Source organism: Micromonospora sp. C97, from assembly GCF_018070385.1.
GTDB lineage: Bacteria > Actinomycetota > Actinomycetes > Mycobacteriales > Micromonosporaceae > Micromonospora > Micromonospora parva.
Genome location: NZ_JAGPXU010000029.1, coordinates 47026 through 70587 on the forward strand (window position 1 = coordinate 47026; position 23562 = coordinate 70587).

The window sequence follows — 23562 nt, forward strand, 5'->3', positions numbered from 1 at the left end:
ATCGCCGTCAATGCTGACCATCATCTGGGCAGCGCTCGCGGCCCGTCGGGCGCAGGCCGCCGCCGTGCTCCTGCTCGCGTTGCTCGCCAGTGCCGCCGCCGCGGCCGCACCGAGTTACACCGCCGCGGCCGGGCAGGCCCTGTGGCGCTACGAACTGTCCACCGCGCAGCCGAACGAGCGGCGGGTGCGACTCGCCGAGCCCGTCGAGTATCCGGGGATGCCCGGCGATCCGACCAGGACGGTGTTCGCCGACAGGGTCCGTCAGTTGACGCCGGCCGGGTTCGACGTCGTCCTGGGCGCCCAGAGCGGCGGTGTCGCCGCCGGTCGCGCCGGCAGGGTGACCTCGAACCTGACCTATCGGGCGGGGGTCTGCGAGCGGGTCGCCGTGACCGGCGCCTGCCCCCGGGCCACAGCGAGAGGTCAGGTCCCCGAGGTCATGGTCAGTACGCACACCGCGGCGCGGCTCGGTGTCGGCGTCGGGGATCAGTTCACCTTCGGCGCCGTGCCGGTGCGGGTGTCCGGCGTCTACCAACCGTTGGACGTGCGGGATCCGTACTGGCTCGGCGAGGAGCTCATCCGGCCGCCCGCCGCGGACACGGCCACCACGTCGATCCCGGGTAGCGCCGAGGACGCCATCTTCAGCGCCGAGTCGTCACCCCTCGTCGACGACGACCTGATCCTGTCCCGGTCGACCGCCGATCTCTACGCCACCGAACGGTTGCTGGACGGCCGATCCGTGCCGGACCTGCGGGAGACGATCGCGGTGCTGGAGCGCGACGGGGGGCGTGAGGGTTACGGGGCCGGCAGCAGCCTGCCGAGTCTGTTGGACCGCGTCACACTGCAACGCGGGCAGCTGGCCGACGGCGTGGTGCTGGGCGCGGGGCTGCTCGTCCTGCTCTGCTGGCTGGTCCTCTTCGTCGCTGTCGGTTCGGCGTCCGACCAACGCCGACCGGAGCAGGGCCTGCTCCTGCTCCGTGGCGTGCAGCGTCGACGGCTGTGGGCGCTGGCGATCGGTGAGCACGCCGTGCCCGTCCTGGTCGCGATCCCCCTCGGCTGCCTGGCGGGTCTGGCCGCCGCCGACCTGCTCGCCGCGCGCACCCTCCCGGCCCACGCCGACGTCGCCGTGGACGCGACGACGATCGTCTTCGCCGCTGTCGCCGCCCTCGGCGCGCTCGCCGCGGTGCTGTTGGCCCAGGCCCGGATGATGTCCGCGCCGGTCGTCGACCTGCTGCGTAGGGTGCCGGCCCGGGTACGAGGGTGGCGGGCCACCATCGGCGACGTCGTCGCGGTGTCCATCGCCGTGGGCGCCGTGGTGCAGTTGCGCTCCGGCGGATCGCCCAGTGGTCTGGCGCTGGTGGCACCGATCGCCGGAGCGCTCGCCGCAGGCGTGCTGCTGGCGCGGGTCGCGATGCTCGCCGGCGCCGCTGTGGGCGCGGCGCTGCTCGCGCGTGGCCGCACAGCGGTCGGCCTCGCCCTGGTGCAGGTGGCCCGCCAACCCCGGTTCCGGCCGCTGATCGCCCTGCTCACCGTGGCCGTCGCCATGCTCGCCTTCACCGTCGCGACGAGTGAGGTCGCCTCGGCCGCCTACCTCGACCGGTCGGTCGTCGAGGTCGGCGCGCCTCGCGTCGTCGAGGTCGACGCGACGTCGCGTGCACATCTGTTGACAGCCGTGCGGGCGGTCGACCCCGAGGGCAGATTCGCGATGGCCGCCGTGGTGTCGGGTACGCCCGCCGCGGCCGGCACACCGCTGCTGGCAGTGGACTCCGAGAGGCTGGCGACGGTGGCCGCGCCGCATCCGTCCTACGGCGCCTCGCTGGCGGACATCGCCCGAGACATCCACCCGCCCGCACCCGGGCAACCGGTGCGGCTGCGGGGTCAGCAGCTCATCATGGCGCTCTCCGCCAACTTCGACGCCGAGATCTTCGGCGGGCATCGGGTCCGCCTCGCGATCACGATCTCCGGACGGAACGGCACCCGGGTTGCCCTTGCCCGCGAGGACATCACGCCCGGCCGGAAGGATTACGACCTCCAGGTGCCCGAGTGCGCGCAGGAATGCCGACTCGTCAAGATCGAGATCGATGCTCCCGTGGTGTCCCGGCCACTCACGGTCCAGTTCGAGGAGCTGAGCACCGCCGACGGCGAGGGCGAGGGCGAGTCGGTCGTGCTGACCGGCGCACAGCTCGCCGATCTGCAACGGTGGCGGCTGCTCGATACGGATGACACGTCCATCAGCACAGCGAGCGGGACGAAAGCCGCGTTGGTCCTCGAAGTCGCGGAAGGCCCGCGCGCGAGGCCGGCCGGTGTCGGTGTGCTCGATTCGCCGTTCCCGCTGCCCATCTACCTGACCCGGTCGAAGGGGACGAGCCTCGGCGGGTCTCATCCGTACGACGGTGTCGACGGGACACCGACCAACGGGTCGGTTCGAGGTCTGGTCGACCGCCTGCCGCGGCTCGGCGCGTCCGGTCTCATCGCCGACCTGGAGTACGCGGACCGACTCGCCGTCGCCAGTCAGAACGGCAGCGAGGAGGTCTGGTTGGCGCGGTCGGCTCCCACCGACGTCCTCGACCGGCTTCGCGAACAGGGCCTGGTCGTGCGGGGCGACCGGACGATCACCCAGGTCCGAGCGGACTTCGATCGACAGGGAGCGGCCCTGGCGCTGCGCTTCAACGTCTTCGCCGCGCTGGCCGGGGTGCTGATCGGGGCGGCCGGCATGGTGGCGACGGCCTCCGCCGAGCAACGCGCCCGGGTGGCCACGCTGGTGGCGCTGCGTCGGCAGGGGTTGCCGCCACGCGCCGTGCGGGGCGGCTACGGATGGCCGGTCGCGTTCGCGGTGGGGTCGGGTGCTCTCGTCACCCTGGTGATCTGGCTCCTCACCCGGGGCGGGCAGCGCCTGTTCAGCGACGGCCGCTCACCGGTCCCGATACCCGACTGGCCGACCGTCGACCGGCTGCTGTTGTTCGCGGTGCCGGCCGTCGTCCTGTTCGCCCTCACCGCGGTCGTGCTCGGTCGGATCACCGCCGCCTCGGTGCGCCGCCGGAGCGGTCGATGACCGCGGCCCGGCAGGACGCGCCGGTGACCGCCGCACAGCCGGCCGAGGGGGTGGCCGTCACCTGCCATCGACTGATCCACATCTACCCCACCGCCACCGGCGACGTCGTCGCTCTCTCCGGCGTGGACCTGAGCATCGCGGCCGGTGAGATGCTGGCGCTGGTAGGTCCGTCCGGCTCCGGCAAGTCCACGTTGGTGGCGATCCTCGGTGGGCTCATGCAGCCCTCCGCCGGACGGGTCCAGGTGGGCGACCACGAGCTGTCCCGGCTCCCCGCCAAGGGCCTGGCCGCCCTGCGCGGCACCACTGTCGGCACCGTGCTCCAGGGCGCCGAACGCAACCTGCTGCCGTACCTGTCGCTGTCGCGCAACATCTGGTTGGCGCAGCGAGCCGTGGCGCGCACGGCCCTGGAGCTGGTCGGTCTCGGCGGTGCCGGCGCGCGGCGGGTCGCCGACCTGACCCCGGGTCAGCGCCAGCGGGCAGCGCTGGCGCAGGGGCTCGCCGCCGGGCCCGGCCTGCTCCTGGTCGACGAGCCGACCAGTCAGCTCGACGTGGCCGGTCGTGACGAGGTGCTCGCCGCGCTGACCACCGTCAACGCCCAGCGGGGCACCACAGTGGTGGTGGTGACCCACGACGGCGAGGTGGGCGCCCGACTGGGCCGGGCGGTCACCATCCGCGACGGCCGGGTCGGCGCCGAGGGGCGTGACGGCCGGGACTTCGCCGTGGTGGCCGGTGACGGCACGATCCAGTTGCCGCCCGAGACGTCGGCGGCCTTCCCCGCCGGGACGTTGTTCGAGGTCGAGCACACCGATCAGTCGATCACCCTGCGCGCCGTGACCACCCCGTCGTCCCGCCCCGGAGACGACGGGGTGACCAGCGTCGGCGACCCGCCCTGACCAGGCCGTCTGAACGGCCCCGCTCGGCTCGGTGGGCCGTGTTGTCCGCGGTCGCGGTCAGGTGAGCGGTGACGGCGACTCGGCGCCGGGGATCGTCAGCGCCGGTGTACCCGACCCGTCCGCCGGGACGCTCCACACGTCGGGTTGGCCGTCGTCCCGACGCAGCGTGTAGGCCAGCTTTCCGCTGTCCAGCCAGGCCGCCTGGTCATCGACGCTGCGGGTCTCCGCGGTCGTGGTGACCCGCATGCTCGACAGGTCGAGGACCGACAACCGCCAGCCCTTCGCCGGGTCGGCGTCGATCGCCTCCTTGAACGCGAGCCGGGTGCCGTCCGGTGACAGCGACGGGCACTCGACGTTCTCCTTGAGCGTCTCGACGGTGCGGGCGGCGACGTCACCCCGGACGAGGTACCGCCGACCCCCGGTGGACATGGTCGCGTAGAAGCGGTTGTCGTCGGCGGTGAAGGTGACGCCCCAGTAGTTGACGTCCGGGTTGCGGTGGCGGCGGCCGTCCATCGTGATCGCGAAGTCTTCGAGCGACGCCACAGTGGCACCGGTGACGGTGTCGAGGATCCCGGTGCGGGTGGAGAAGCCACTGGAGGTGTACGAGTCACCGCCGACGAACGTGGTCCAGGAGACCATCCGGCCGGAGGCGGAGACCCGGGCCCGGTTCGGCAGACCGGGTACACCGACCGCCCGGGTCTGGCGCAGCTCCGCGTCGAGCACGACAACCTGGTACGACCACGCGGTCTCCGGCTTCAGGCAGACCCCGGTGCCGGCCGCGGCGTAGACCCGCAGGCATTCCAGACCGCCGACCGTGCGCGGCCCGGCGGGGTCGGTCGCGGCGACGGTGGAGACGTGCCGGTCGGTGATCGCCAGCAGACGCGGCCCGGGTGCCAGGCTGACCGCCTGCTCGCCGCCGACGGGCGGCGGTGTCCGGGGAGCCTGCGCGGCCGTGGCGGCGTAGCCGGCCGCCACCGTGCCCAGCAGCACGGCCGAGGCGACCACCACGCCGAGTTTCACTCGGGTCGACATCGCGGTCATCGGAGCACCTTCCGGGTGGTGGGTCGGGACGGGGAGGTCAGCAGGAGCAGCGTGCCGACCAGGACGCCGGCGACGGCCACCGCCGCCGCGCGGACCGCGTGCTCCGGTCCCCACGCCTGCCAGGCCAGACCGAACAGCACTGAGGAGACGAGGTACGCCAGGGCCTGCCCGGTCTGCACCAGCGCGATTCCGGTGGTCCGCAGTCGCGCCGGCAGCACGGGCCCGGCGAGCGCGATGAGCACACCGTCGGTGGCCGCGTAGAAGGCGCCGTACAGCGTCAGCGCCAGAGCGATCAGTGGCCAGCCGTCGACCGGGCCGGCCAGCAGCAGGTACGTCGCACCGAGGGCGGTGTAGCCGCCGATCACCACGGGCAGGCGACCGACCCGGTCGGCGAGCGCGCCGAGCGGGGCGGCGAGCAGCAGGTAGGCCAGGCTGGTTCCCACCGCGAGCAGCGGGAACCAGCGCAGGCCGAGGTCCATCCGGCGTTGCAGCAGCAGGTAGACGAAGCCGTCGCCGATGGTGGCCAGGCCGAGCATCGCGGCGGCCAGCACCAGCCGGCGGGCAGGCCCGCCGCGCAGCAGGCCGACCGCCTCGCGGACGGACACCTTCGGGTCGTCCGGCCCGTCCGCCGCCGGGCCGTCGGCTGCCGGGCCGGTGGGCCGTTCCCGGACGAAGAGCACCAGCACCACGACGGCCAGTGCCGCGATGCAGAAGCTGGTGACGAAGACCGCGTCGTACGACTGCCCGACGACCAGCAGGACCGCGAACGCGGCGAGCGGCCCGAGGAACGCGCCGAAGCTGTCCATCGCCCGGTGCACCCCGAATGCCCGACCCAGCGCCTCGGGCGGGGTGGAGAGGGTGATCAGAGCATCGCGTGGCGCGCTGCGCACCCCCTTGCCGAGCCGGTCGACGGCGATGACGGCACCGATCGCCGGGATCGACCGGCCGGCGAGCAGCAGTCCGAGTTTCGCCACCGCCGAGAGCGCGTACCCGAGGCCGGCGATCAGTTTGCGCCGCCGGAACCGGTCGGCGGCGAAACCGCCGACGACCCGCAACAGCGCGGTGGCGCCGGTGTGGACGCCGTCCAGCACGCCGAAGGCCACCGGGCTGAGGTTCAGGCCCAGCACCAGGTAGAGAGGCAGGACCGCGGCCACCATCTCGGCCGACACGTCGGTGATCAGGCTGACCGTGCCGAGCGCGATGACGTTGCCGCTGACCATCGCGAACCGGCCACGTCGGGGCCCCGGTCCGGGCGGGTCGGCGACGGGTCGGGAGACGGTCGACAGGTACACGCGCATCTCCTCGGATCGACGGCTGACGGGCAGCCATCGTCCGTACTCGCCGCGGTGGACACAACGGACCGTCGGTGGCATCCGGGCGAGGGCCGGGTGAACGGCTTTCCAACAACGAGGTGTTCGCCTGCCGGGACGCAGTGTTCATCCGCCCGTCGCCCGCCGGCTCATCGACCTTCCTACATTCCTTGCGCTCTTCCCACGAGGTAAGGAGTCCTGGATGGACATTCGATTCCCCCGTCCGTCGGTGACGCTGGGGCTGGTCACGGTGATCGTCGCCGCGACCGCCGCCGTCGTCGTGACCGGCGCTGGCGCGGCGTCGGCGGCGAGCGTGACCTTCACGCCGGTCGCCGACACCTACGTCCAGAGCGACACGGCCACCACCAACTACGGCACGTCCACGCAGGTCGTGGTGGACAACTCACCGGTGCGGCGCTCGTTCCTGCGCTTCACCGTGAGCGGTGTCAGCGGCACGGTGACCGCCGCCAAGCTGCGACTGCGCACGATCAGCGGTAACAGCGGCAGCGACGCCGGCGGCACGTTCCGCCGGATGTCCAACACCACCTGGTCGGAGACCGGCACCACCTGGAACAACCAGCCGGCCATCGACGGGGCCACGCTCGGCACCATCGGCGCGGTCAGCGGCAACACCTGGTACGAGGTCGATGTCACGGCCGCGGTCACCGGCAACGGTACGTACAGCTTCGGCGCCACCTCGGCCAGCGGCGACGGCGCCTACTACGACACCCGGGAGAGTGGCGCTGACGCCCCGCAGCTGGTGGTCACCACCGGGACCACCACGCCGCCCCCGTCGGGCGACCCGGTCTTCGTCGGCGCTGGCGACATCGCCGACTCGGGCTCCGGCGACAGTGCCACGGCGGCGCTGCTCGACACCATCCCGGGCACTGTCTTCACCACCGGCGACAACGTCTACGACAGTGGGACGGCGTCGCAGTTCAACAGCTACTACGAGCCCACCTGGGGTCGGCACAAGTCCCGTACCCGCCCGTCGCCGGGCAACCACGACTACAACACGTCGGGCGCGACCGGCTACTACAACTACTTCGGTACGTCCGCCGGCCCGAGCGGTCGCGGCTACTACTCGTACGACCTCGGCAACTGGCACATCGTGTCGCTGAACTCGAACATCAGCATGTCGGCCGGCTCGGCGCAGGAGCAGTGGTTGCGTGCGGACCTGGCCGCCAGCGGCAAGCCGTGCACGCTCGCGTACTGGCACCACCCACTGTTCACGTCCAGCTCCAACCACGCGCCGTCGACGTCGACGCGTCCGCTGTACCAGGCCCTCTACGACTACAACGCCGACGTCGTGGTGTGGGGGCACAACCACGTGTACGAGCGGTTCGCCCCGATGAACCCGGCCGGTGCCGCCGACTCGAGTCGGGGGCTGCGTAGCTTCGTCGCCGGGATGGGCGGTGCCGGCCACTACGGCTTCGGCACCATCCAGCCCAACAGCGAGGCACGTAACAGCTCGGCGTGGGGCCTGCTGAAGTTCACCCTGCACTCCAACAGCTACGACTGGCAGTTCGTCCCGGTGGCCGGCCAGACCTACACGGACACCGGCACCACCTCCTGCCACTGACCGCGCCGTCCCGCTGCGCCGTTTAGCGGCGCAGCGGGACCCTCGCTCCCCCTGGCCGACGGAGCCCGCTCGATCGCGGCGACCCGCGCGGTTCCACGGCGAGATCTTGGACAGTTTCCGTACACCCGGAACGGAAACTGTCCAAGATCTACGAAAATCGCCACGTCCGGCGCCGCGATCCGCTGCCAGGGCCGACCCGGTCAAGTCCCGACGGCACGCGACCGAACGACGTGTGCCCCCGCCCGGAACGCGGGCAGGGGCACACGGGCGTACCTCAGGGCGTCAGCGGGACGTGCCGGCGCGACGCTTGTTGTAGACGTCGAAGGCGACCGCGACGAGCAGGACGAGGCCCTTCACCACGGACTGGGTCGACTGGTCGATGCCCATGAGCTGCATGCCGTTGCTCATCACCGCCATGATCAGACCACCGACCATCGCGCCCACCACGGTGCCCACGCCGCCGGTGACCGCCGCGCCGCCGATGAAGGCCGCGGCGATCGCGTCCAGCTCGAACATGTTGCCAGCGGCGGGCTGGGCGCCGTTGGACCGCGAGGAGTAGATGACGCCGGCCACCGCCGCCAGGAAGCCCATGTTGACGAACATCCAGAAGTTGACGGTGCGGACCTTCACCCCGGACAGCGCCGCCGCCGACAGGTTGCCGCCGATCGCGTAGACCTGGCGGCCGAAGACGGTACGCCGGGTGAGCAGGCCGTAGACCAGCACCAGGACCGCCAGAATGATCAGCACGATCGGCAGGCCTCGGGCGTGCGCCAACTGCCAGGCGAAGTACATGAGGACCGCGCCGACCAGCACGACCCGGGCGACGAACAGCGGGAACGACTCGACCGGCTGCTGGTAGCGGATCCGCGCCACGCGGGTGCGGAAGCCGCTGACCGCGTAGCCGGCCACGGCGATGGCGCCGATCAGCAACGTGAAGGCGTCGAAGCCCTCGCCGCCGAGCAGGCCGTTGAGGAAGCCCGCCGCGACCTGCTGGTACTCGGAGGGGAACGGCGACAGCGAGATGTTGTCGAGCACCCGCAGGGTGAGACCCCGGAACAGCAGCATGCCGGCCAGGGTCACGATGAAGGCCGGAATGCCGGCGTACGCCACCCAGAACCCGTGCCAGGCGCCTACCGCGACGCCGACGACAAGCGCCGCCACGACGCCGATCCACCAGGGATGGCCCTGCTGGATCACCAGGACGGCGGAGACCGCTCCGGTGAGCGCGACGACCGATCCGACCGACAGGTCGATGTGCCCGCCGATGATCAGGATGACCATGCCGATCGCGAGGACCAGGATGTACGAGTACTGGAGAACGATGTTGGTGATGTTGCCGGGGCTCAGCAACACCCCGTCGGTCAGGACCGCGAAGAGCGCGACGATGACGACCAGGGCGACGTAGATGCCGCTCTGCCGCAGGTTGTTCAACACCAGCGCGCGCAGGTCGTTCGTCCCGCTGTGCAGGGCTGCGGTGGGTGTGCTGTCCGGCGGCGTGGGGCGCTCCGTCGAAGGGGTCTTGATGCTGGTCATCCGACGAGCTCCTTGTCCTTGGTCATCAGCTCCATGAGGCTCTCCTGAGTCGCCTCGGCCACCGGCATCTCGCCGGTGATCCGGCCGGCGGCGAGGGTGTAGATGCGGTCGCACATTCCGAGCAGCTCCGGAAGCTCGGAGGAGATGACGATCACCGCCTTACCGGCCGCCACCAGCCGGTTGATGATCGTGTAGATCTCGTACTTGGCGCCGACGTCGATACCGCGGGTCGGTTCGTCGAGGATCAACACGTCCGGGTCGGTGAACAGCCACTTCGACAGCACCACCTTCTGCTGGTTGCCGCCGGAGAGCTTGCCGACCACCGCCATGACGCTCGGCGTACGGATGTTCATCTCCTTGCGGCTCGTCTCGGCAACCTTGATCTCTTCGTTGCCGTTCACCCAGCCCAGGCGGGACAGCCGGTCCAACGCGGCGGCGGACACGTTGCGCCGCACGTCGTCGATGAGGTTGAGCCCGTAGCGCTTGCGGTCCTCGGTGACGTAGGCGATGCCGTTGTCGATCGCCTCGGCGACCGTGCGGGCCTGTACCTCCCGCCCGTGGACGAAGAGCCGGCCCCGGATGTCGCGCCCGTAGGACCGACCGAACACGCTCATCGCCAGCTCGGTGCGACCGGCTCCCATGAGGCCCGCGATGCCGACGACCTCACCGGCGCGTACGGACAGGCCGACGCCCTCGACGACCATCCGGTCCTGGACCGGGTGCCGCACCGTCCAGTCCTCGATGCGCAGGACCTCGTCACCGGGGGACGACTCGCGGTCGGGGTAGAAGCTGTCCAGGTCGCGCCCGACCATGCCCCGGATGATCCGCTGCTGGTTCACGTCGTCGGCCGTCATGTCGAGGGTCTCCACCGCGCGCCCGTCGCGGATCACCGTGGTGGAGTCGGCGATGGCGGTGATCTCGTTGAGCTTGTGCGAGATCATGATGCAGGTGATGCCCTGCTCCTTGAGGGCCCGCAGCAGGTCGAGCAGGTGCGCCGAGTCGATGTCGTTGAGCGCGGCCGTCGGCTCGTCCAGGATGAGCAGGCGCACCTTCTTCGACAGCGCCTTGGCGATCTCCACCAGCTGCTGCTTGCCGACGCCGAGCTGGATGACCGGGGTGACCGGGTTCTCGTGCAGCCCGACGGATGCCAGCAGCTTCGCCGCTTCGGCGTTGGCGAAGTTCCAGTCGATGAGCCCGCTGCGGCCACGCCGCTCGTTGCCGAGGAAGATGTTCTCCGCGATCGACAGGTACGGCACCAGGGCGAGCTCCTGGTGGATGATGACGATGCCGTTGGCCTCGCTGTCGCGGATGCCGCGGAACTGCATCGGCTTGCCGTCGAAGAGAATCTCGCCGTCGTACGAGCCGGACGGGTAGACGCCGGACAGCACCTTCATCAGGGTGGACTTGCCGGCGCCGTTCTCACCGCAGATGGCGTGGATCTCGCCGCGGCGCACTGCGAGGGTGACGTCCTCCAGCGCGGTCACGCCGGGGAAGGTCTTGGTGATGCGACGCATCTCGAGGATGGTGTCGTCCATGGTCACTGTCCTCCGTCAGGTCTGGACGCGGTACACGCCCAGGCGTCGGGGCCGGCGGATGACCGCCGGGCCCGACGAGTGGCTTACTTCTTGGCCTGACCGGCGGCGACCTCTTCCGCCGTCCAGTAGCCGGAGTCGATCAGCGTCGCCTTGATGTCGTCCTTGTAGACGGTCGCGATCGGCAGCAGGTACGCCGGGACGACCTTGACGCCGTTGTTGTACGTCTCGGTGTCGTTGGCCTGCGGCTGCTTCTTCTGCAGGAACGCCTCGGCCGCGTTCACGGCCTGCTCGGCCAGCAGTCGGGTGTCCTTGAAGACCGTGGAGCTCTGCACGCCGTCGTTGATCAGCTTGATCGAGGCGATCTCCGCGTCCTGGCCGGTCACGACCGGGAGCTTCTTCGCGCCCTTGCCGTAGCCGGCGTTCTGCAGGGCGGTGATGATGCCCCGGGAGATGCCGTCGTACGGCGACAGCACCCCGTCGACCTTCGAGCCGTCGTTGTAGCTGGAGGTGAGCAGGTTCTCCATCCGCTTCTGCGCGGTCTCCTGCTGCCACCGCAGGATGGCGACCTGCTCGGGGGTGGTCTGCTTGGACTTGACGACCAGCGTGCCGTCCTCGATGAACGGCTTCAGGGTGTCCATCGCGCCGCCGAAGAAGTACTGGGTGTTGTTGTCATCCAGCGACCCGGCGAAGAGCTCGACGTTCAGCGGCCCCTTGGCCGTGCCCTTCGTGCCGTCCTTGTTCAGCAGGCCGAGACCGACCAGCAGCGCGGTGCCCTGGGCGACGCCGACCTTGTAGTTGTCGAAGCTGACGTAGAAGTCGACGTCCTTGCTGCCGCGGATCAGCCGGTCGTAGGAGATGACCGGGATCTTCGCGGCCGCGGCGGCCTGCAGCTGGCTGCTGAGCGCCGTGCCGTCGATCGCCGCGAGGATGAGGACATCCGCGCCCTGGGTGATCATCTGGTCGACCTGCTGCGACTGCGTGGGGATGTCGTCGCCGGCGTACTGGAGGTCGACCTTGTAGCCCTTGGCCTCGAGCTTCGACTTCACCGCGTTGCCGTCGGCAATCCACCGCTCCGAGGTCTGGGTCGGCATCGACACACCGATGGTCAGATCGCTGGGCTTCTCGTCACCGGTCTTGTCACCGCTGCCCGCACCCCCGCCGCTGCATGCCGCCAAGCTCAGCGCGAGTGCCGCGCCGCCGAGAGCAACCAGGAATTTCCTGCCCACCGGCTTCTCCTCTCAGGACTCCCCCGCCGACTGCCCGGGGCCAACTGTCATCTTTCGGGTAGTGTTAGCGCTCACAAACATTGCGTCAACACCTGATCCGAAATACCGGTGTCACGGTCTCGTAACGGAGCATCCAGGCGAGCGTAGCGATACGACCGATCAGCCGGAAGGGCAGGACGCGACAACTCAGCGTGGTCGTCCACGGCACCGACAGACCGGTGCCCGCGGACGACGTCTGTCGTCCGCGGGCACCAGCACTACCGTCGGGTCAGATGGGTCGCCGGGGCCTCGTCGGCCGGCGAACCCGATCGGCTACCGCTGCGACCACCGCTGGTTCGCCGCACCGGTGCAGGTCCAGAGGATCACCGTGGTGCCGTTGGCGGTGCCGTTGTTGTTGACGTCCAGGCAGAGCCCCGACTGCACGGCGCTGATCGTGCCGTTGGCGTTGACCGCCCACTGCTGGTTGGTCCCGCCGTTGCAGTCCCAGATCTGCACCTTGACGCCGGCCGTGGCGTTGAGGGGCGCGTCCAGGCACTTGCCGAGGGCCTGCAGGGTCTGACCGCTGCGGGTCCAGCGCTGGTTGGCGGCGCCGTTGCAGTCCCAGATGACCGGCTGGGTGCCGTTGGTCGTGTTGCTGTTCGGCACGTCGAGGCAGCGCCCGGAGGCGGCGCTGGCATACGCGCTCGACGTGGTCGGCGGCGGCGTCGTCGTGCCGCCACCGCTGACCCGGTACACCACGGTGCCGTGCGCCGGGACGCTGGCGCTGATGGTCCCGCTGCTGGAGCTGGTGCCGCCGGTCCACGCGTCCACCAGCGTGAACGACGAGCCGGACTTGCCGATGGCCGCGGCGGTGGTCGAGATCGTCGTCGTCGAGCCACCCTGGTTGAAGAGGGCGACGGCGACGTCACCGTTGGCGAGCCGCTTGGCCAGCACCCGACGCGTACCGTCGAACGACACCTGCGTCCCCTGCAACCCGAGCGAGTCCTGGTTGATGGCGATCAGGTTGGCGTTCTTGAGGATGGTCTGCGTCGCGGCGTTCATGTTCCGCACGTCGTTGCCGGCGATCAGCGGAGACGCCATGATCGCCCACATCGCGAAGTGGCTGCGCATCTCCGTGTCGTTCATGCCACCGCGGCCGACCTCCATCATGTCCGGGTCGTTGAACCCACCCGGCCTCGCGTACGACGCCAGCGGAACTGTCACGTTGATGATGTTCTGGATGCCCATCGGGTAGCCGTTGGTCTGGCCGGTGTCCCACGCGTTGGTGATGTCCTCGGTGGTTCGCCACATGTTGGCCACGTCGCCCCAGTTGCGCTGCGGGCCGGTCTTGGCGTGGATGCTGTTGGGGTTGATGCTGTAGACGATCGGCCGGCCGGTGGCGGCCAGCGCGTCACGCATCTTGGCGAAGGTGGCCACCTGGTCGTTGATGCTGCCCTCCGGCGAGCACCAGTCGTACTTGAGGAAGTCGACGCCCCAGGCGGCGAACTGGCGCGCGTCCTGCACCTCGTGACCACGGCTGCCGGTCGCGCCCGGGTAGGAGCCGAAGTACTGCGCGCAGGTCTTGTCGACCGGCACCTGATAGAGGCCGAACTTCAGGTTCCGGGCGTGCAGGTAGTCGCCGAGCGCCTTCATGCCGCTGGGGAACCGGCCGGGGTCGCCCTGGATGTTGCCGGAGGAGTCCCGGTTGGGATTGAACCAGCAGTCGTCGACGACGACGTAGTTGTAGCCCAGGTCCCGCATACCGCTGCTGACGATCGCGTCCGCCGTCTGCCGGATCAGCGCCTCGTTGATGTTGCAGCCGAACGAGTTCCACGAATTCCACCCCATGGGGGGAGTGCGCGCCACGCCGTTGTCCAGTGCCTGCGCCGTCGGAGCGCGAAGGCCGACCAGTGTGCCGGCGAGCAGTATTCCGGCGGCCAGTACGCTCCCCCAGCGACGACCTCGGGTAGTGCGGTTCATCGAGCCTCCTTGTCGGTGGCGCCCGGCCGTGACTACGATCTCCGGTTGGTGCGCCGATAGTTGTGCGCCTATTTTTGTTAGCGCTAACAGAGACGCCCATCATGTTACGGCGACATTTCACGAGGTTCAATACCTTCACGAGGTCGTATCGCCCGAGGTCGATTGACTACACTGCGCAACGCATCGAGTCACGTCTTATCGGTGACGAAGCCGGAAATTGCCGCACGCCGACGTCGGCCCGCACCCCCGGCCGCACCCGCACCCGCTCAGCGGGCAGCCGCGGCGGGACCGATGCCCGCCGCGGGGGCACCTCTGATGGTCAGCGCGGTGGGGCGACACTCTGGCGGGCGACCAGGGCCGGGGCGACGGTCTGCCGCAGCGCCCCGCCGGTGCCCGACTCGATCTGCGACAGCAACATCTGCAGGCTCGCCCGCGCCACCGCGTCGAAGTCCGGTCGGACGGTGGTCAGCGGCGGAATGAAGTACGCCGCCTCCGGCACGTCGTCGAAGCCGACCACACTGATCTCGTCCGGCACCCGCCGGCCGAACTCGTGCAGCGCCCGCAGCACGCCCAACGCGAGATGGTCGTTGGCGGTGAAGACGGCGGTGACCTCCGGCATCCGCGCCAACATCTGCCCGCACCGGTAGCCCGACGCGGCCGACCAGTCCCCCGGCATCGGCGGCGGCGGATCCAACCCGGCGGCCAGCAGCGCCTGCCGCCAGCCGTCGATCCGGCCGACGCTGTCGAACCAGTCGGTCGGCCCGGAGACGTGCCAGACGGTGCGGTGCCCGGCGTCGAGGAGATGTTGCGTGGCCGCCCGGGCGCCCGCCACCTGGTCGACGGTCACCAGCGGCACCGGCCGGCTCGGGTCGCCGTCGACGGTGACCAGCGGGACGTCCTTGGGCAGGCGCTCCAACGCCTCACCGGCCGACTCGACCGGGGCGATGACCACGATGCCGGCGACCCGGTGCGACAGGTGCCGCTCGACGGCCGCCGAGATGGACCGGTGGTCGAGATTGCGCACGCTGCCGACGCTGACCGCGAAACCCTCTTCCGCGGCGGTCTGCTCCAACGCGGCCAGCAGCGACGCCGGACCGTAGAGCGTCGTGTTCTGCGCGACCACCCCGATGACCTGTGATCGACCGGTCACCAGGGCGCGCGCCGCGCCGTTGGGGCGGTAGCCGAGTTCGGCGATCGCCGCGCGCACCCGAAGCCGGGTCTGCTCACGGACGTTGGGATGCCCGTTGAGCACCCGCGACACCGTCTGATGGGAGACACCGGCGAGACGAGCAACGTCCGTCATCGCGGGACCGTGGACGGCCATTTCACTCCCCCCGCTACATCTCCGGCCCGCGGCCCGTCGACGTCGACTGGAGCGGCCCGGCCCGATCCCCCTCGCTCAGTCACCACGCCGGTGCTGAATCCCAGGTGACCAGCGCTGGATCGCCGACAGTCTACGCCAGCAACCGTCCTGAACACGGCATGGCTCTGTCGGGTCTGCGCAACCCGCCCACGCCGTACCACCCGGTCCCCGCCGGAGGTGCGCGCCAGCCGGTGCGGCGCGCGGCCCCCGACGTGGTACGCCGGCCCGCCCGCGCTCCTGGACAGAGCGTGGAGCAGGCCGGCGCGGGCCCGACACGGTGGCGCCGACTCGACATGCCGTACGGCGTGCGCGGCCGGCGCCACCGGTCAGACCGGACGTCGTGTGACTGGTGTCACGGCGTCGTCAGGTCGAATCGCCGCACGGTGACCGCGCCACCGAGCGCCTGTGTTGCGTGGTTGAAAATGGCGAACCGGTAGCCCATGAAGAACTGCCAGTTGTTCGCCAGCGTCAGGGCGTTGCCGAACGAGGTGAAGTTGACCCCGTCGGTGCTGTACGAGAAACGGGCCTGCCGGCCGGAGCCGGGTCTGATGTCGGCGTTGGCGCGCAACCAGATCCGGCCACCGGAGACGGCGGTGCTCGCCACCTCGCTGCCGGTGCTGGTGGTGTTCCAGCTGCCGTCCATCGTCAGGCCGTTCTGCATGACCAGCCGGGTGGACCCGTTGTCCCGTCGGATGCCGATCCAGGCCGACGAGTTGCGCAGCACCGCCAGGCCGGTGCGGTCACCGTCGCGCATGGTGGAGTAGTCCAACTCGATGGTCGCGGTCGAGGTGGGGCCCTGGATGCGGTGGGTCAGCGTGTTGCGCGCCTTGTACAGGTCGCCGGTGACGGTGGCGGTCTGCAGGTTCAGGCCGTTGTTGACCGACCACTTGCTGTTGTCCGGGTTGTGGTTCCACTCCCACTGCGGGCCCAGCGTGGTGCCGGCGAAGGTGTCGGTGCCGGTGAGCGGCTTGACCGCCCGGGGCGGCGCCGGCAGGTTCGGCTTCGGGTACGAGCTGCCCCACGCGCCGTTGACCGTCTGCAACACCGGCCAACCGTCGCCGGTCCAGGTGATCGGCGCCAGGGCCGGCATCCGACCACCGGGGTACGCGTCGACGAAGGACATGTAGTACCAGTCGCCGTTCTGGGTCTGCACCAGACCGCCCTGGTGCGGCACACCGCCGCCGGAGATCGGACCGGGCAGGTTGAGCAGGACCTGACGCTGCTCGTACGGGCCGAACGGACCGTTCGTCGACTTCAGCACGTACTGGCCGTTCGCCGGTCGGGTGAGCCAGATGTAGTAGGCGCCGTTGCGCTTGTAGAAGCGGGCGCCCTCCAGCGTCCCGATGCTCGACGGCGTCTGGTAGACCTGCTGGGCGCGGACCTGGGACTTCCCGTCGGCGGAGAGCTGGGCCACGCTGATGGTGCTGTTGCCGTACGCCACGTACATGGTGTCGTTGTCGTCGACCAGCAACCCGGCGTCGTAGTAGCAGTTGGGGATGGTGGCGTGCTTGCTCCACGCGCCGTCGACGGCGGACGCGGTGTAGATGTGGGTCTGCGCGAAGTCGATGCACCCGGCCCAGTAGTACGTCCGGTTGCTCGGCCGGTAGTTCAGCGTCGACGCCCAGATCCCGTCGACGTACGCGTTGCCACCGCTCATGTCGTACTTCGAGCCGAAGTCGAGCCGGGGCACGGCGTGCCCGGCGAACTCCCAGTTCACCAGGTCGTAGGAGCGCAGCACCGGCGCGCCCGGCGAGTAGTGCATGGTGGACGACGTGAGGTAGTACGCGTTGTCGACCCGGATGATGTCGACGTCGGCGAAGTCCTGCCAGATCGCCGGGTTCGAGAAGGTGCCGTTCGACGGGGGTGGCGTGGTGGGGTCGGTCCCGCCGTCGACGCGGACGAACTGCCACTGCTGGTTGGTGCCGTTCCAGTCGTCGTACTGCACGATGTTTCCGCCGTCGGCGGTCGAGGCGCCCTGCACCTCCATCACCTTGTTGCTGTTCCGATTGATCAACCGGACGTAACCGCCGTCGGAGTCGGCCAACCGGAACTGCTGGTTGGTGCTGTTGTTGTCGCTCCACTGCACGATTGCGCCGCCGTTGGCGGTCGAGAAGCCCGAGACGTCCAACACCTTGTTGGACAGCCGCGACTTCACCCGGTAGTAGCCTCCACCGGAGTCGACGAACTGCCACTGCTGCTGGTTACCGTTGTTGCGGGTCCACTGCGTGATCCGCGCGCCGTCGTTGGTCGCCAGGTTGTACACGTCCAGGGCCTTGCCGCTGTTGCGGTTCACCAACACGTACCAGGCACTGGTGTCGACAGTCGCCGCTGACGCGGGCGCCGAGGCGACGGCTGCGGCCGCGCCACCGACCACCAGCGTCATCGCGGCGACAGCAAGTCTCGACAGCCACCCGCGCCGACGTGGCGCACCCCGGGGAACCCGACCGATGGAAAGCATGATCCTCCTCTGCTGACGTCAACCGAGCGATCTGGGTCGCGTCCGCGGCACCGGGCGGGGCACCGAGCTGACCGACGTCCGGCCATGTGATCGCTAACACCGTCAGCCCGACGGTCGCGGCGATGAGCTACCGCAACCGAGAGAGGTGGAACGCGCGCGTGGCCGGACAGTCAAAGACATCGACCATCTTGGCTATAGACTGTGAGCGATAACATGCTGTTAGTCAAGCCGTAACACGGCCGCCTCACGTACGCCGGGACCACACGCGAACGGGTGGTCCACCCCAGCCGCAGGCAGGGATGGACCACCCGTGTCGAGCGCGATCAGAGCGCGCGAATCAGAAGCCGCGGGCCAGCCGGTAGTAGGCCTGGTTCCAGCGGATCTCGTCGGCGAAGCGGCGCGGCTGCGTGTCGGCGTCGATGACGACGAGCTCGGTGCGGCTCATCTCCGCCAGGTCGTGCAGCTCCTCCACGCCCACCGCCTGCGACAGCACCGTGTGGTGCGGGGCGCCGGCGGTGATCCACGCCTCGGCCGAGACCGGCAGGTCGGGGCGCGGACGCCACACCGCCCGGGCCACCGGCAACCGGCGCAGCGGCTGCGGCGGGGACACGACGTCGATCTCGTTGGCCACGAGCCGGAACCGCTCCCCCATGTCGGCCAACCCGAGCACCACCGCCGGACCGGGTGCGGCGTCGAAGACCAGCCGGACCGGGTCCTCCCGGCCACCGATGCTCAGCGGGTGGATCTCCACGTTGGGCACGTCCGACGCGATGGTCGGGCAGACCTCCAGCATGTGGGCGCCGAGCACCAGCTCGTTGCCCGGGGTGAGGTCGTAGGTGTAGTCCTCCATGAACGAGGTGCCGCCACTCACCCCCACCGACATCGCCTTGAGGGTGTGGACCAGGACCGAGGTCTTCCAGTCGCCCTCGCCGCCGAAGCCGTAACCGTCCGCCATCAGCCGCTGCACGGCGATGCCCGGCAGCTGACGCAGCCCACCGAGGTCCTCGAAGTTCGTCGTGAAGGCCCGGAACCCACCCGCGTCCAGGAAGGCGCGCATGCCCAACTCCAGGCGCGCGGCGTAGCGCAGCGCGTCGTGCTGATCGCCGCCGGGCAGCAGTTCGCCGACGATGCGGTAGGTGTCCTGGTACTCCTTGACCAGGTCGTCCACCTGCGCGTCGGTGACCTCGCCGACCACCTCGACCAGGTCGTTGACGCCGTAGGTGTTCACCGAGACGCCGAACCGCAGCTCGGCCTCGACCTTGTCGCCCTCGGTCACCGCGACGTCGCGCATGTTGTCACCGAAGCGGGCCAGGCGCAGCGACCGCATCGCCGACCAGCCCAGCGCGGCGCGCGCCCACGCCCCGATGCGAGTGGTCACCCGCGGGTCGCTGACGTGCCCGGCCACCGTCTTACGGGCCACACCGAGGCGCGTCTGGATGTACCCGAACTCGCGGTCGCCGTGCGCGGCCTGGTTCAGGTTCATGAAGTCCATGTCGATGTCGTTCCACGGCAGCAGAACGTTCGCCTGGGTGTGCAGGTGCAGCAGCGGTGTCTGCAACGCGTCCAGACCGGAGATCCACATCTTGGCCGGCGAGAACGTGTGCATCCAGGCGATCACCCCGACGGCACCCTGGGCGGCGGCATCCCGGCAGACCTGCAGGATCTCACCACTGTTGGTCAGGACGGGCTTCCAGACCACGCGGGCGGGAATCTGCGGCGAGTCGTCGAGTGCTGCCGCGATCTGGCGGGACTGCTCAGCCACCTGGCGGAGCGTCTCCTCGCCGTACATGCCTTGGCTGCCGGTGAGGAACCAGATCTCGGGTTCGGTGTGTGGTGCCATGGGGTTGCCTTCCGCGAGAGGGGCGGTCACTTGTAACGGATTCCGATGAGGCGCTGTAGGAGGATGAACGCGAAGAGCAGGCCGCCAATCACGATCTTGGTCCACCAGGAGTTGAGGCTCCCATCGAAGGTGATGAGGGTCTGGATCACGCCCAGGACCAGCACGCCGAGTACCGTGCCGAAGACGTAACCCGCGCCGCCGGTGAGCACCGTGCCACCGATGACGACGGCGGCGATGACGTCCAGCTCCATCCCCACGGCGATCAGCGGCGCGCCGGAGAGGGTGTAGAAGGACAGCAGGATCCCGCCGATGGCCGAGCACAGACCACTGATCGTGTAGACGGCGATCCGGGTCCGCCCCACCGGCAGGCCCATCAGCAGCGCCGACTGCGGGTTGCCGCCGATGGCGTACACGTTGCGCCCCAGCCGGGTGTAGGCCAGCACGTACGCGGCGATGGCGACCACCACGAAGGCGATCAGCACGCTGATCGACACGAAGTTGCCGCGGGGGTTCCCGATCCGCTCCTGCGACATCGCGGTCCAGAAGCCGTCGGTGATCGGGATCGACGCGCCGGAGATGAACGTACACATGCCCCGGGCGAAGAACATCCCGGCGAGCGTGACGATGAACGGCTGGATCTCGAAGAAGTGGATGACGCAGCCCATCAGCAGGCCGAGCGTCGGGCCGATGAGCAGCGCGATGACGAGCACCAGCGCCGCCGGCATGCCGTCCTGCAGCAGCGCGGCCGACACCATCGCCGTCATGGCGACGACCGAACCGACCGACAGGTCGATGCCACCGGTGAGGATCACGAAGGTCATGCCCACCGCGACGACGAGCAGGAAGCCGTTGTCGATGAACACGTTGAAGATGACCTGGACGTTGGAGAACGCCGTGTACTGCGAGACACCGATGCCGTACATCACCAGCAGCAGGGCGAGCGTCGCCAGGACCGGTATCTGCTTCCTCGGCAGCCGGAACCGGTTACGACCGGCGGTAAGCGTTCCAGTGGTCATGCCGGCACCTGCTCCTTCGGCTTGTCGGCGACGGGGGCGGGCGGCGGGGCGTTGCGCCTGCGGCGGGTGAACCGGGCCCGGAAGGCCGGCGCCTGGATGAGGCAGACGGCGATGACGACGACCGCCTTGAACAGCAGCGACGTCTGCGGCGAGATGTCCATCGCGTACACGGTGGTGGTCAGGGTCTGGATGATCAGCGCGCCGATGATGGTGCCGCTGAGGAAGAACCGGCCGCCCGCGAGCGAAGTACCGCCGATGACGACAGCGAGGATCGCGTCCAGCTCGACCCAGAGGCCGGCGGCGTTGCCGTCGGCACTGGAGACGTTGGCGGTCATCATGAAACCGGCGACCGCGGCACAGGCGGCGCTGATCACGTACGCGAGGAAGATGACCCGGCCGGACCGGATGCCGGCCAGCCGGCTGGCCACCGAGTTGCCGCCCACCGACTCGATGATCATGCCGAGCGCGGTGCGACGGGTGAACGCGGCGACGAGCAGTGCCGCGGCGAGAGCGATGAAGATGGCCAGCGGCAGGGTCAACGCGTGGCCCAGGCCGATCGCCCGGTACGGCTCGGAGTTGATGGTGATGATCTGACCCTCGGTGATCAGCTGGGCGAGACCCCGGCCGGCGACCATCAGGATCAGGGTGGCGATGATCGGTTGGATGCCGATCACTGCCACCAGCACCCCGTTCCACGCGCCGAGCACGAGCGAGACCCCCATCGCCATCGCGAGGGCGGTCGCCACCACGGCAATGCTGCTCTGGTCGGGCTGCTTGCTGATGTACATGCAGGCGATCGCGCCGCTGATCGCGCAGAGCGAGCCGACCGACAGGTCGATGCCGCCGGTCGAGATGACCAGGGTCATGCCCAGCGCGACGAGGATCAGCGGTGCGCTCAGCCGCAGGATGTCGATCGGCGTCCCGTACAGGTGCCCGTCCTTGAGTTCGATGGACAGGAACCCGGGCCGGTAGATCGTGTTCGCGGCGAGCATGGCGAACAGCACGGCGGCGGGCCAGAACAGCCGGTGACCGGTCATCGTCCGGAAGCGGCTCATGGTGTCGTTCATCGGTCTGCCTCCTCCCGGTGGGATCCGCTGGCGATGGTCTGCATGATGCGGTCGGCGTCGAGGCTCTCGTCGTTGGCGAGCTGCGCGACCATCTGCCGGTCCCGCATCACGGCCACCTTGTGGCTCAGGCGCAGCACCTCCTCCAGCTCGGCGGAGATGAACAGCACCGCCATGCCGCCGTCGGACAGCTGCGTCACGAGCTTCTGGATCTCGGTCTTCGCGCCGATGTCGATGCCCCGCGTCGGCTCGTCGAGGATCAGCAGCCGGGGCTCGGTGATCAGCCACCGGGCCAGGAGCACCTTCTGCTGGTTGCCGCCGGAGAGGTTGCGGACCGGAACCTCCGGGTCGGCGGGCCGGATGTTGAGGGCCTTGACGTACTTGTCGACCAGCTCGTCCTGGCGACGACGCGGAATGGGCCGCAGCCAGCCGCGCGCCGCCTGCATGGCGAGGATCATGTTCTCGCGCACCGACAGGTCGGCGACGATCCCCTCCGCGCGGCGGTTCTCCGAGCAGAAGCCCACGCCGTGGTCGATCGCCTGGGCGGGGGTGCGCAGGCTGCTCGCCGTGCCGTCGACAGCTACCTGACCCCCGTCGCTCCGGTCGGCCCCGAACAACAACCGCGCGACCTCGGTACGCCCCGAGCCCAGCAGGCCGGCCAGGCCCACCACCTCGCCGGCGTGGATGGTGAGGCTGAACGGCTCGACAGCGCCCCCTCGACCGAAGTTGGACACCGCCACCAGGGGGGTGCCCTCCTCCAGGGTGGCCAGGTCCCGCCGGGAGTGCTCCTCGATGCCCTCCAGGACGTCGAGCTCCTTGCCGATCATCTTCTCGACCAGGGAAAGCTGGGGCAGCTCGGTGGTGAGGTACTCGCCGACCAGCCCGCCGTTGCGCAGCACGGTGATCCGGTCGGCGATCTCGTAGACCTGGTCGAGGAAGTGGGTCACGAACAGGATGGCGATGCCCTCGTCGCGCAGCTGCCGCATGATCCGGAACAGCTGCGCCACCTCGTCGGCGTCGAGGCTGGACGTCGGCTCGTCCAGGATCAGCACCCGGGCCTTGATGTCGATCGCGCGGGCGATGGCGACCATCTGCTGGATCGCCAGGGAGTACGAGCCGAGCGGCGCGCTGACGTCGAGGTCGAGGTCGAGGCGGGCCAGCAGGGCTCGGGCGCGGCGGCGAACCTCGCCCCAGCGGACCGCGCCGAAAAGGCGGGGCTCACGGCCGATGAAGATGTTCTCCGCCACCGAGAGGTTGGTGCAGAGGTTGACTTCCTGGAAAACGGTGCTCACACCGGCGGCGGTCGCCTGCATCGGCCCGGTGAACGACACGGGTTCGTCGTGGAGGGTGATCGCGCCCTCGTCGGTGTCGTAGACACCGGTGAGCACCTTGATGAGGGTCGACTTGCCGGCGCCGTTCTCGCCCATCAGGGCGTGCACCTCGCCGGGGAAGAGCCGGAAGTTGACGTCGTGGAGTGCGCGCACCCCGGGGAAGGACTTGCTGATCCCGGTCATCGTCAGGACCGGACGGCTATCCGTCATCCCATCAGACCTCTTCTGGGTTGTCGACACGGAAGGGCCGCCACGTCCCCGCGACGCCCGCCCGGTCGCCCCTGGGGGTCGCTCGGGCGGGCGTGGTACTCGGGGTCGTCGCGGGCCAAGCCCGGTCCGTTTCGGGTAGGGAGGCGACGCGG

15 protein-coding genes are annotated in these 23562 nt (G+C 69.7%); 3 read left to right on the top strand and 12 right to left on the bottom strand.

Going from position 1 to position 23562, the window contains the following annotated elements:
- The first annotated feature begins 10 nt into the window (after positions 1 to 10).
- Both KBX26_RS27220 and KBX26_RS27225 read left to right on the top strand, forming a co-directional pair.
- The gene (locus KBX26_RS27220) at positions 11 to 3049 is read left to right on the top strand and encodes an FtsX-like permease family protein (RefSeq protein ID WP_210866699.1); all 3039 of its coding nucleotides are present in this window, start codon (positions 11 to 13) and stop codon (positions 3047 to 3049) included.
- A complete protein-coding gene (locus KBX26_RS27225; protein WP_210866700.1) occupies positions 3046 to 3942 on the top strand; it encodes an ABC transporter ATP-binding protein in 897 nt (298 codons plus the stop codon). Before KBX26_RS27220 ends, KBX26_RS27225 begins: the two co-directional genes overlap by 4 nt.
- A 57-nt stretch (positions 3943 to 3999) precedes the next feature.
- Here the strand turns inward: KBX26_RS27225 and KBX26_RS27230 are convergent, their stop codons facing one another.
- Both KBX26_RS27230 and KBX26_RS27235 read right to left on the bottom strand, forming a co-directional pair.
- Entirely contained in the window at positions 4000 to 4983 is a 984-nt protein-coding gene (locus tag KBX26_RS27230) for a PD40 domain-containing protein (protein WP_210866701.1), read from the bottom strand.
- Complete coding sequence (locus tag KBX26_RS27235; RefSeq protein WP_307857918.1) at positions 4980 to 6275, bottom strand: MFS transporter; 1296 nt, start codon at positions 6273 to 6275, stop codon at positions 4980 to 4982. The genes KBX26_RS27230 and KBX26_RS27235 overlap by 4 nt, the downstream gene beginning before the upstream one ends.
- Before the next feature lie 220 nt (positions 6276 to 6495).
- On the opposite strand from KBX26_RS27235, the gene KBX26_RS27240 reads away from it, so the two are divergent.
- Positions 6496 to 7875 carry a DNRLRE domain-containing protein gene (locus tag KBX26_RS27240; RefSeq protein ID WP_210866703.1) on the top strand — a complete coding sequence of 460 codons (1380 nt, stop codon included), beginning with the start codon at positions 6496 to 6498 and terminating at the stop codon, positions 7873 to 7875.
- A gap of 282 nt (positions 7876 to 8157) precedes the next feature.
- Here KBX26_RS27240 and mmsB read toward each other — a convergent pair whose 3' ends face one another.
- From mmsB to KBX26_RS27290, 10 genes are all read right to left on the bottom strand, one after another.
- Positions 8158 to 9408: a multiple monosaccharide ABC transporter permease gene (gene mmsB, locus KBX26_RS27245; protein ID WP_030336023.1), complete on the bottom strand. Its 1251-nt coding sequence runs from the start codon at positions 9406 to 9408 to the stop codon at positions 8158 to 8160.
- Positions 9405 to 10943 carry a multiple monosaccharide ABC transporter ATP-binding protein gene (gene mmsA / locus KBX26_RS27250; RefSeq protein ID WP_030336025.1) on the bottom strand — a complete coding sequence of 513 codons (1539 nt, stop codon included), beginning with the start codon at positions 10941 to 10943 and terminating at the stop codon, positions 9405 to 9407. The genes mmsB and mmsA overlap by 4 nt, the downstream gene beginning before the upstream one ends.
- Positions 10944 to 11026: 83 nt before the next feature.
- On the bottom strand, positions 11027 to 12169 hold the full coding sequence (gene chvE, locus KBX26_RS27255; protein WP_030336027.1) for a multiple monosaccharide ABC transporter substrate-binding protein: 1143 nt from the start codon (positions 12167 to 12169) through the stop codon (positions 11027 to 11029).
- A 312-nt stretch (positions 12170 to 12481) separates the two neighbouring features.
- Positions 12482 to 14128 (bottom strand): glycoside hydrolase family 27 protein, encoded by a 1647-nt coding sequence (locus tag KBX26_RS27260; protein WP_030336028.1) that lies wholly within the window; start codon positions 14126 to 14128, stop codon positions 12482 to 12484.
- A gap of 319 nt (positions 14129 to 14447) precedes the next feature.
- Complete coding sequence (locus KBX26_RS27265; protein WP_209444598.1) at positions 14448 to 15431, bottom strand: LacI family DNA-binding transcriptional regulator; 984 nt, start codon at positions 15429 to 15431, stop codon at positions 14448 to 14450.
- A gap of 412 nt (positions 15432 to 15843) precedes the next feature.
- On the bottom strand, positions 15844 to 17949 hold the full coding sequence (locus KBX26_RS27270; RefSeq protein ID WP_210859104.1) for a family 43 glycosylhydrolase: 2106 nt from the start codon (positions 17947 to 17949) through the stop codon (positions 15844 to 15846).
- 337 nt (positions 17950 to 18286) lie between these two features.
- The gene (gene araA / locus KBX26_RS27275) at positions 18287 to 19789 is read right to left on the bottom strand and encodes an L-arabinose isomerase (protein WP_030333979.1); all 1503 of its coding nucleotides are present in this window, start codon (positions 19787 to 19789) and stop codon (positions 18287 to 18289) included.
- A 26-nt stretch (positions 19790 to 19815) separates the two neighbouring features.
- On the bottom strand, positions 19816 to 20805 hold the full coding sequence (gene yjfF, locus KBX26_RS27280; protein ID WP_030333976.1) for a galactofuranose ABC transporter, permease protein YjfF: 990 nt from the start codon (positions 20803 to 20805) through the stop codon (positions 19816 to 19818).
- Positions 20802 to 21872: an ABC transporter permease gene (locus KBX26_RS27285; RefSeq protein WP_030333975.1), complete on the bottom strand. Its 1071-nt coding sequence runs from the start codon at positions 21870 to 21872 to the stop codon at positions 20802 to 20804. The genes yjfF and KBX26_RS27285 overlap by 4 nt, the downstream gene beginning before the upstream one ends.
- Entirely contained in the window at positions 21869 to 23410 is a 1542-nt protein-coding gene (locus tag KBX26_RS27290; RefSeq protein WP_210866704.1) for a sugar ABC transporter ATP-binding protein, read from the bottom strand. The genes KBX26_RS27285 and KBX26_RS27290 overlap by 4 nt, the downstream gene beginning before the upstream one ends.
- Positions 23411 to 23562: the final 152 nt, after the last annotated feature.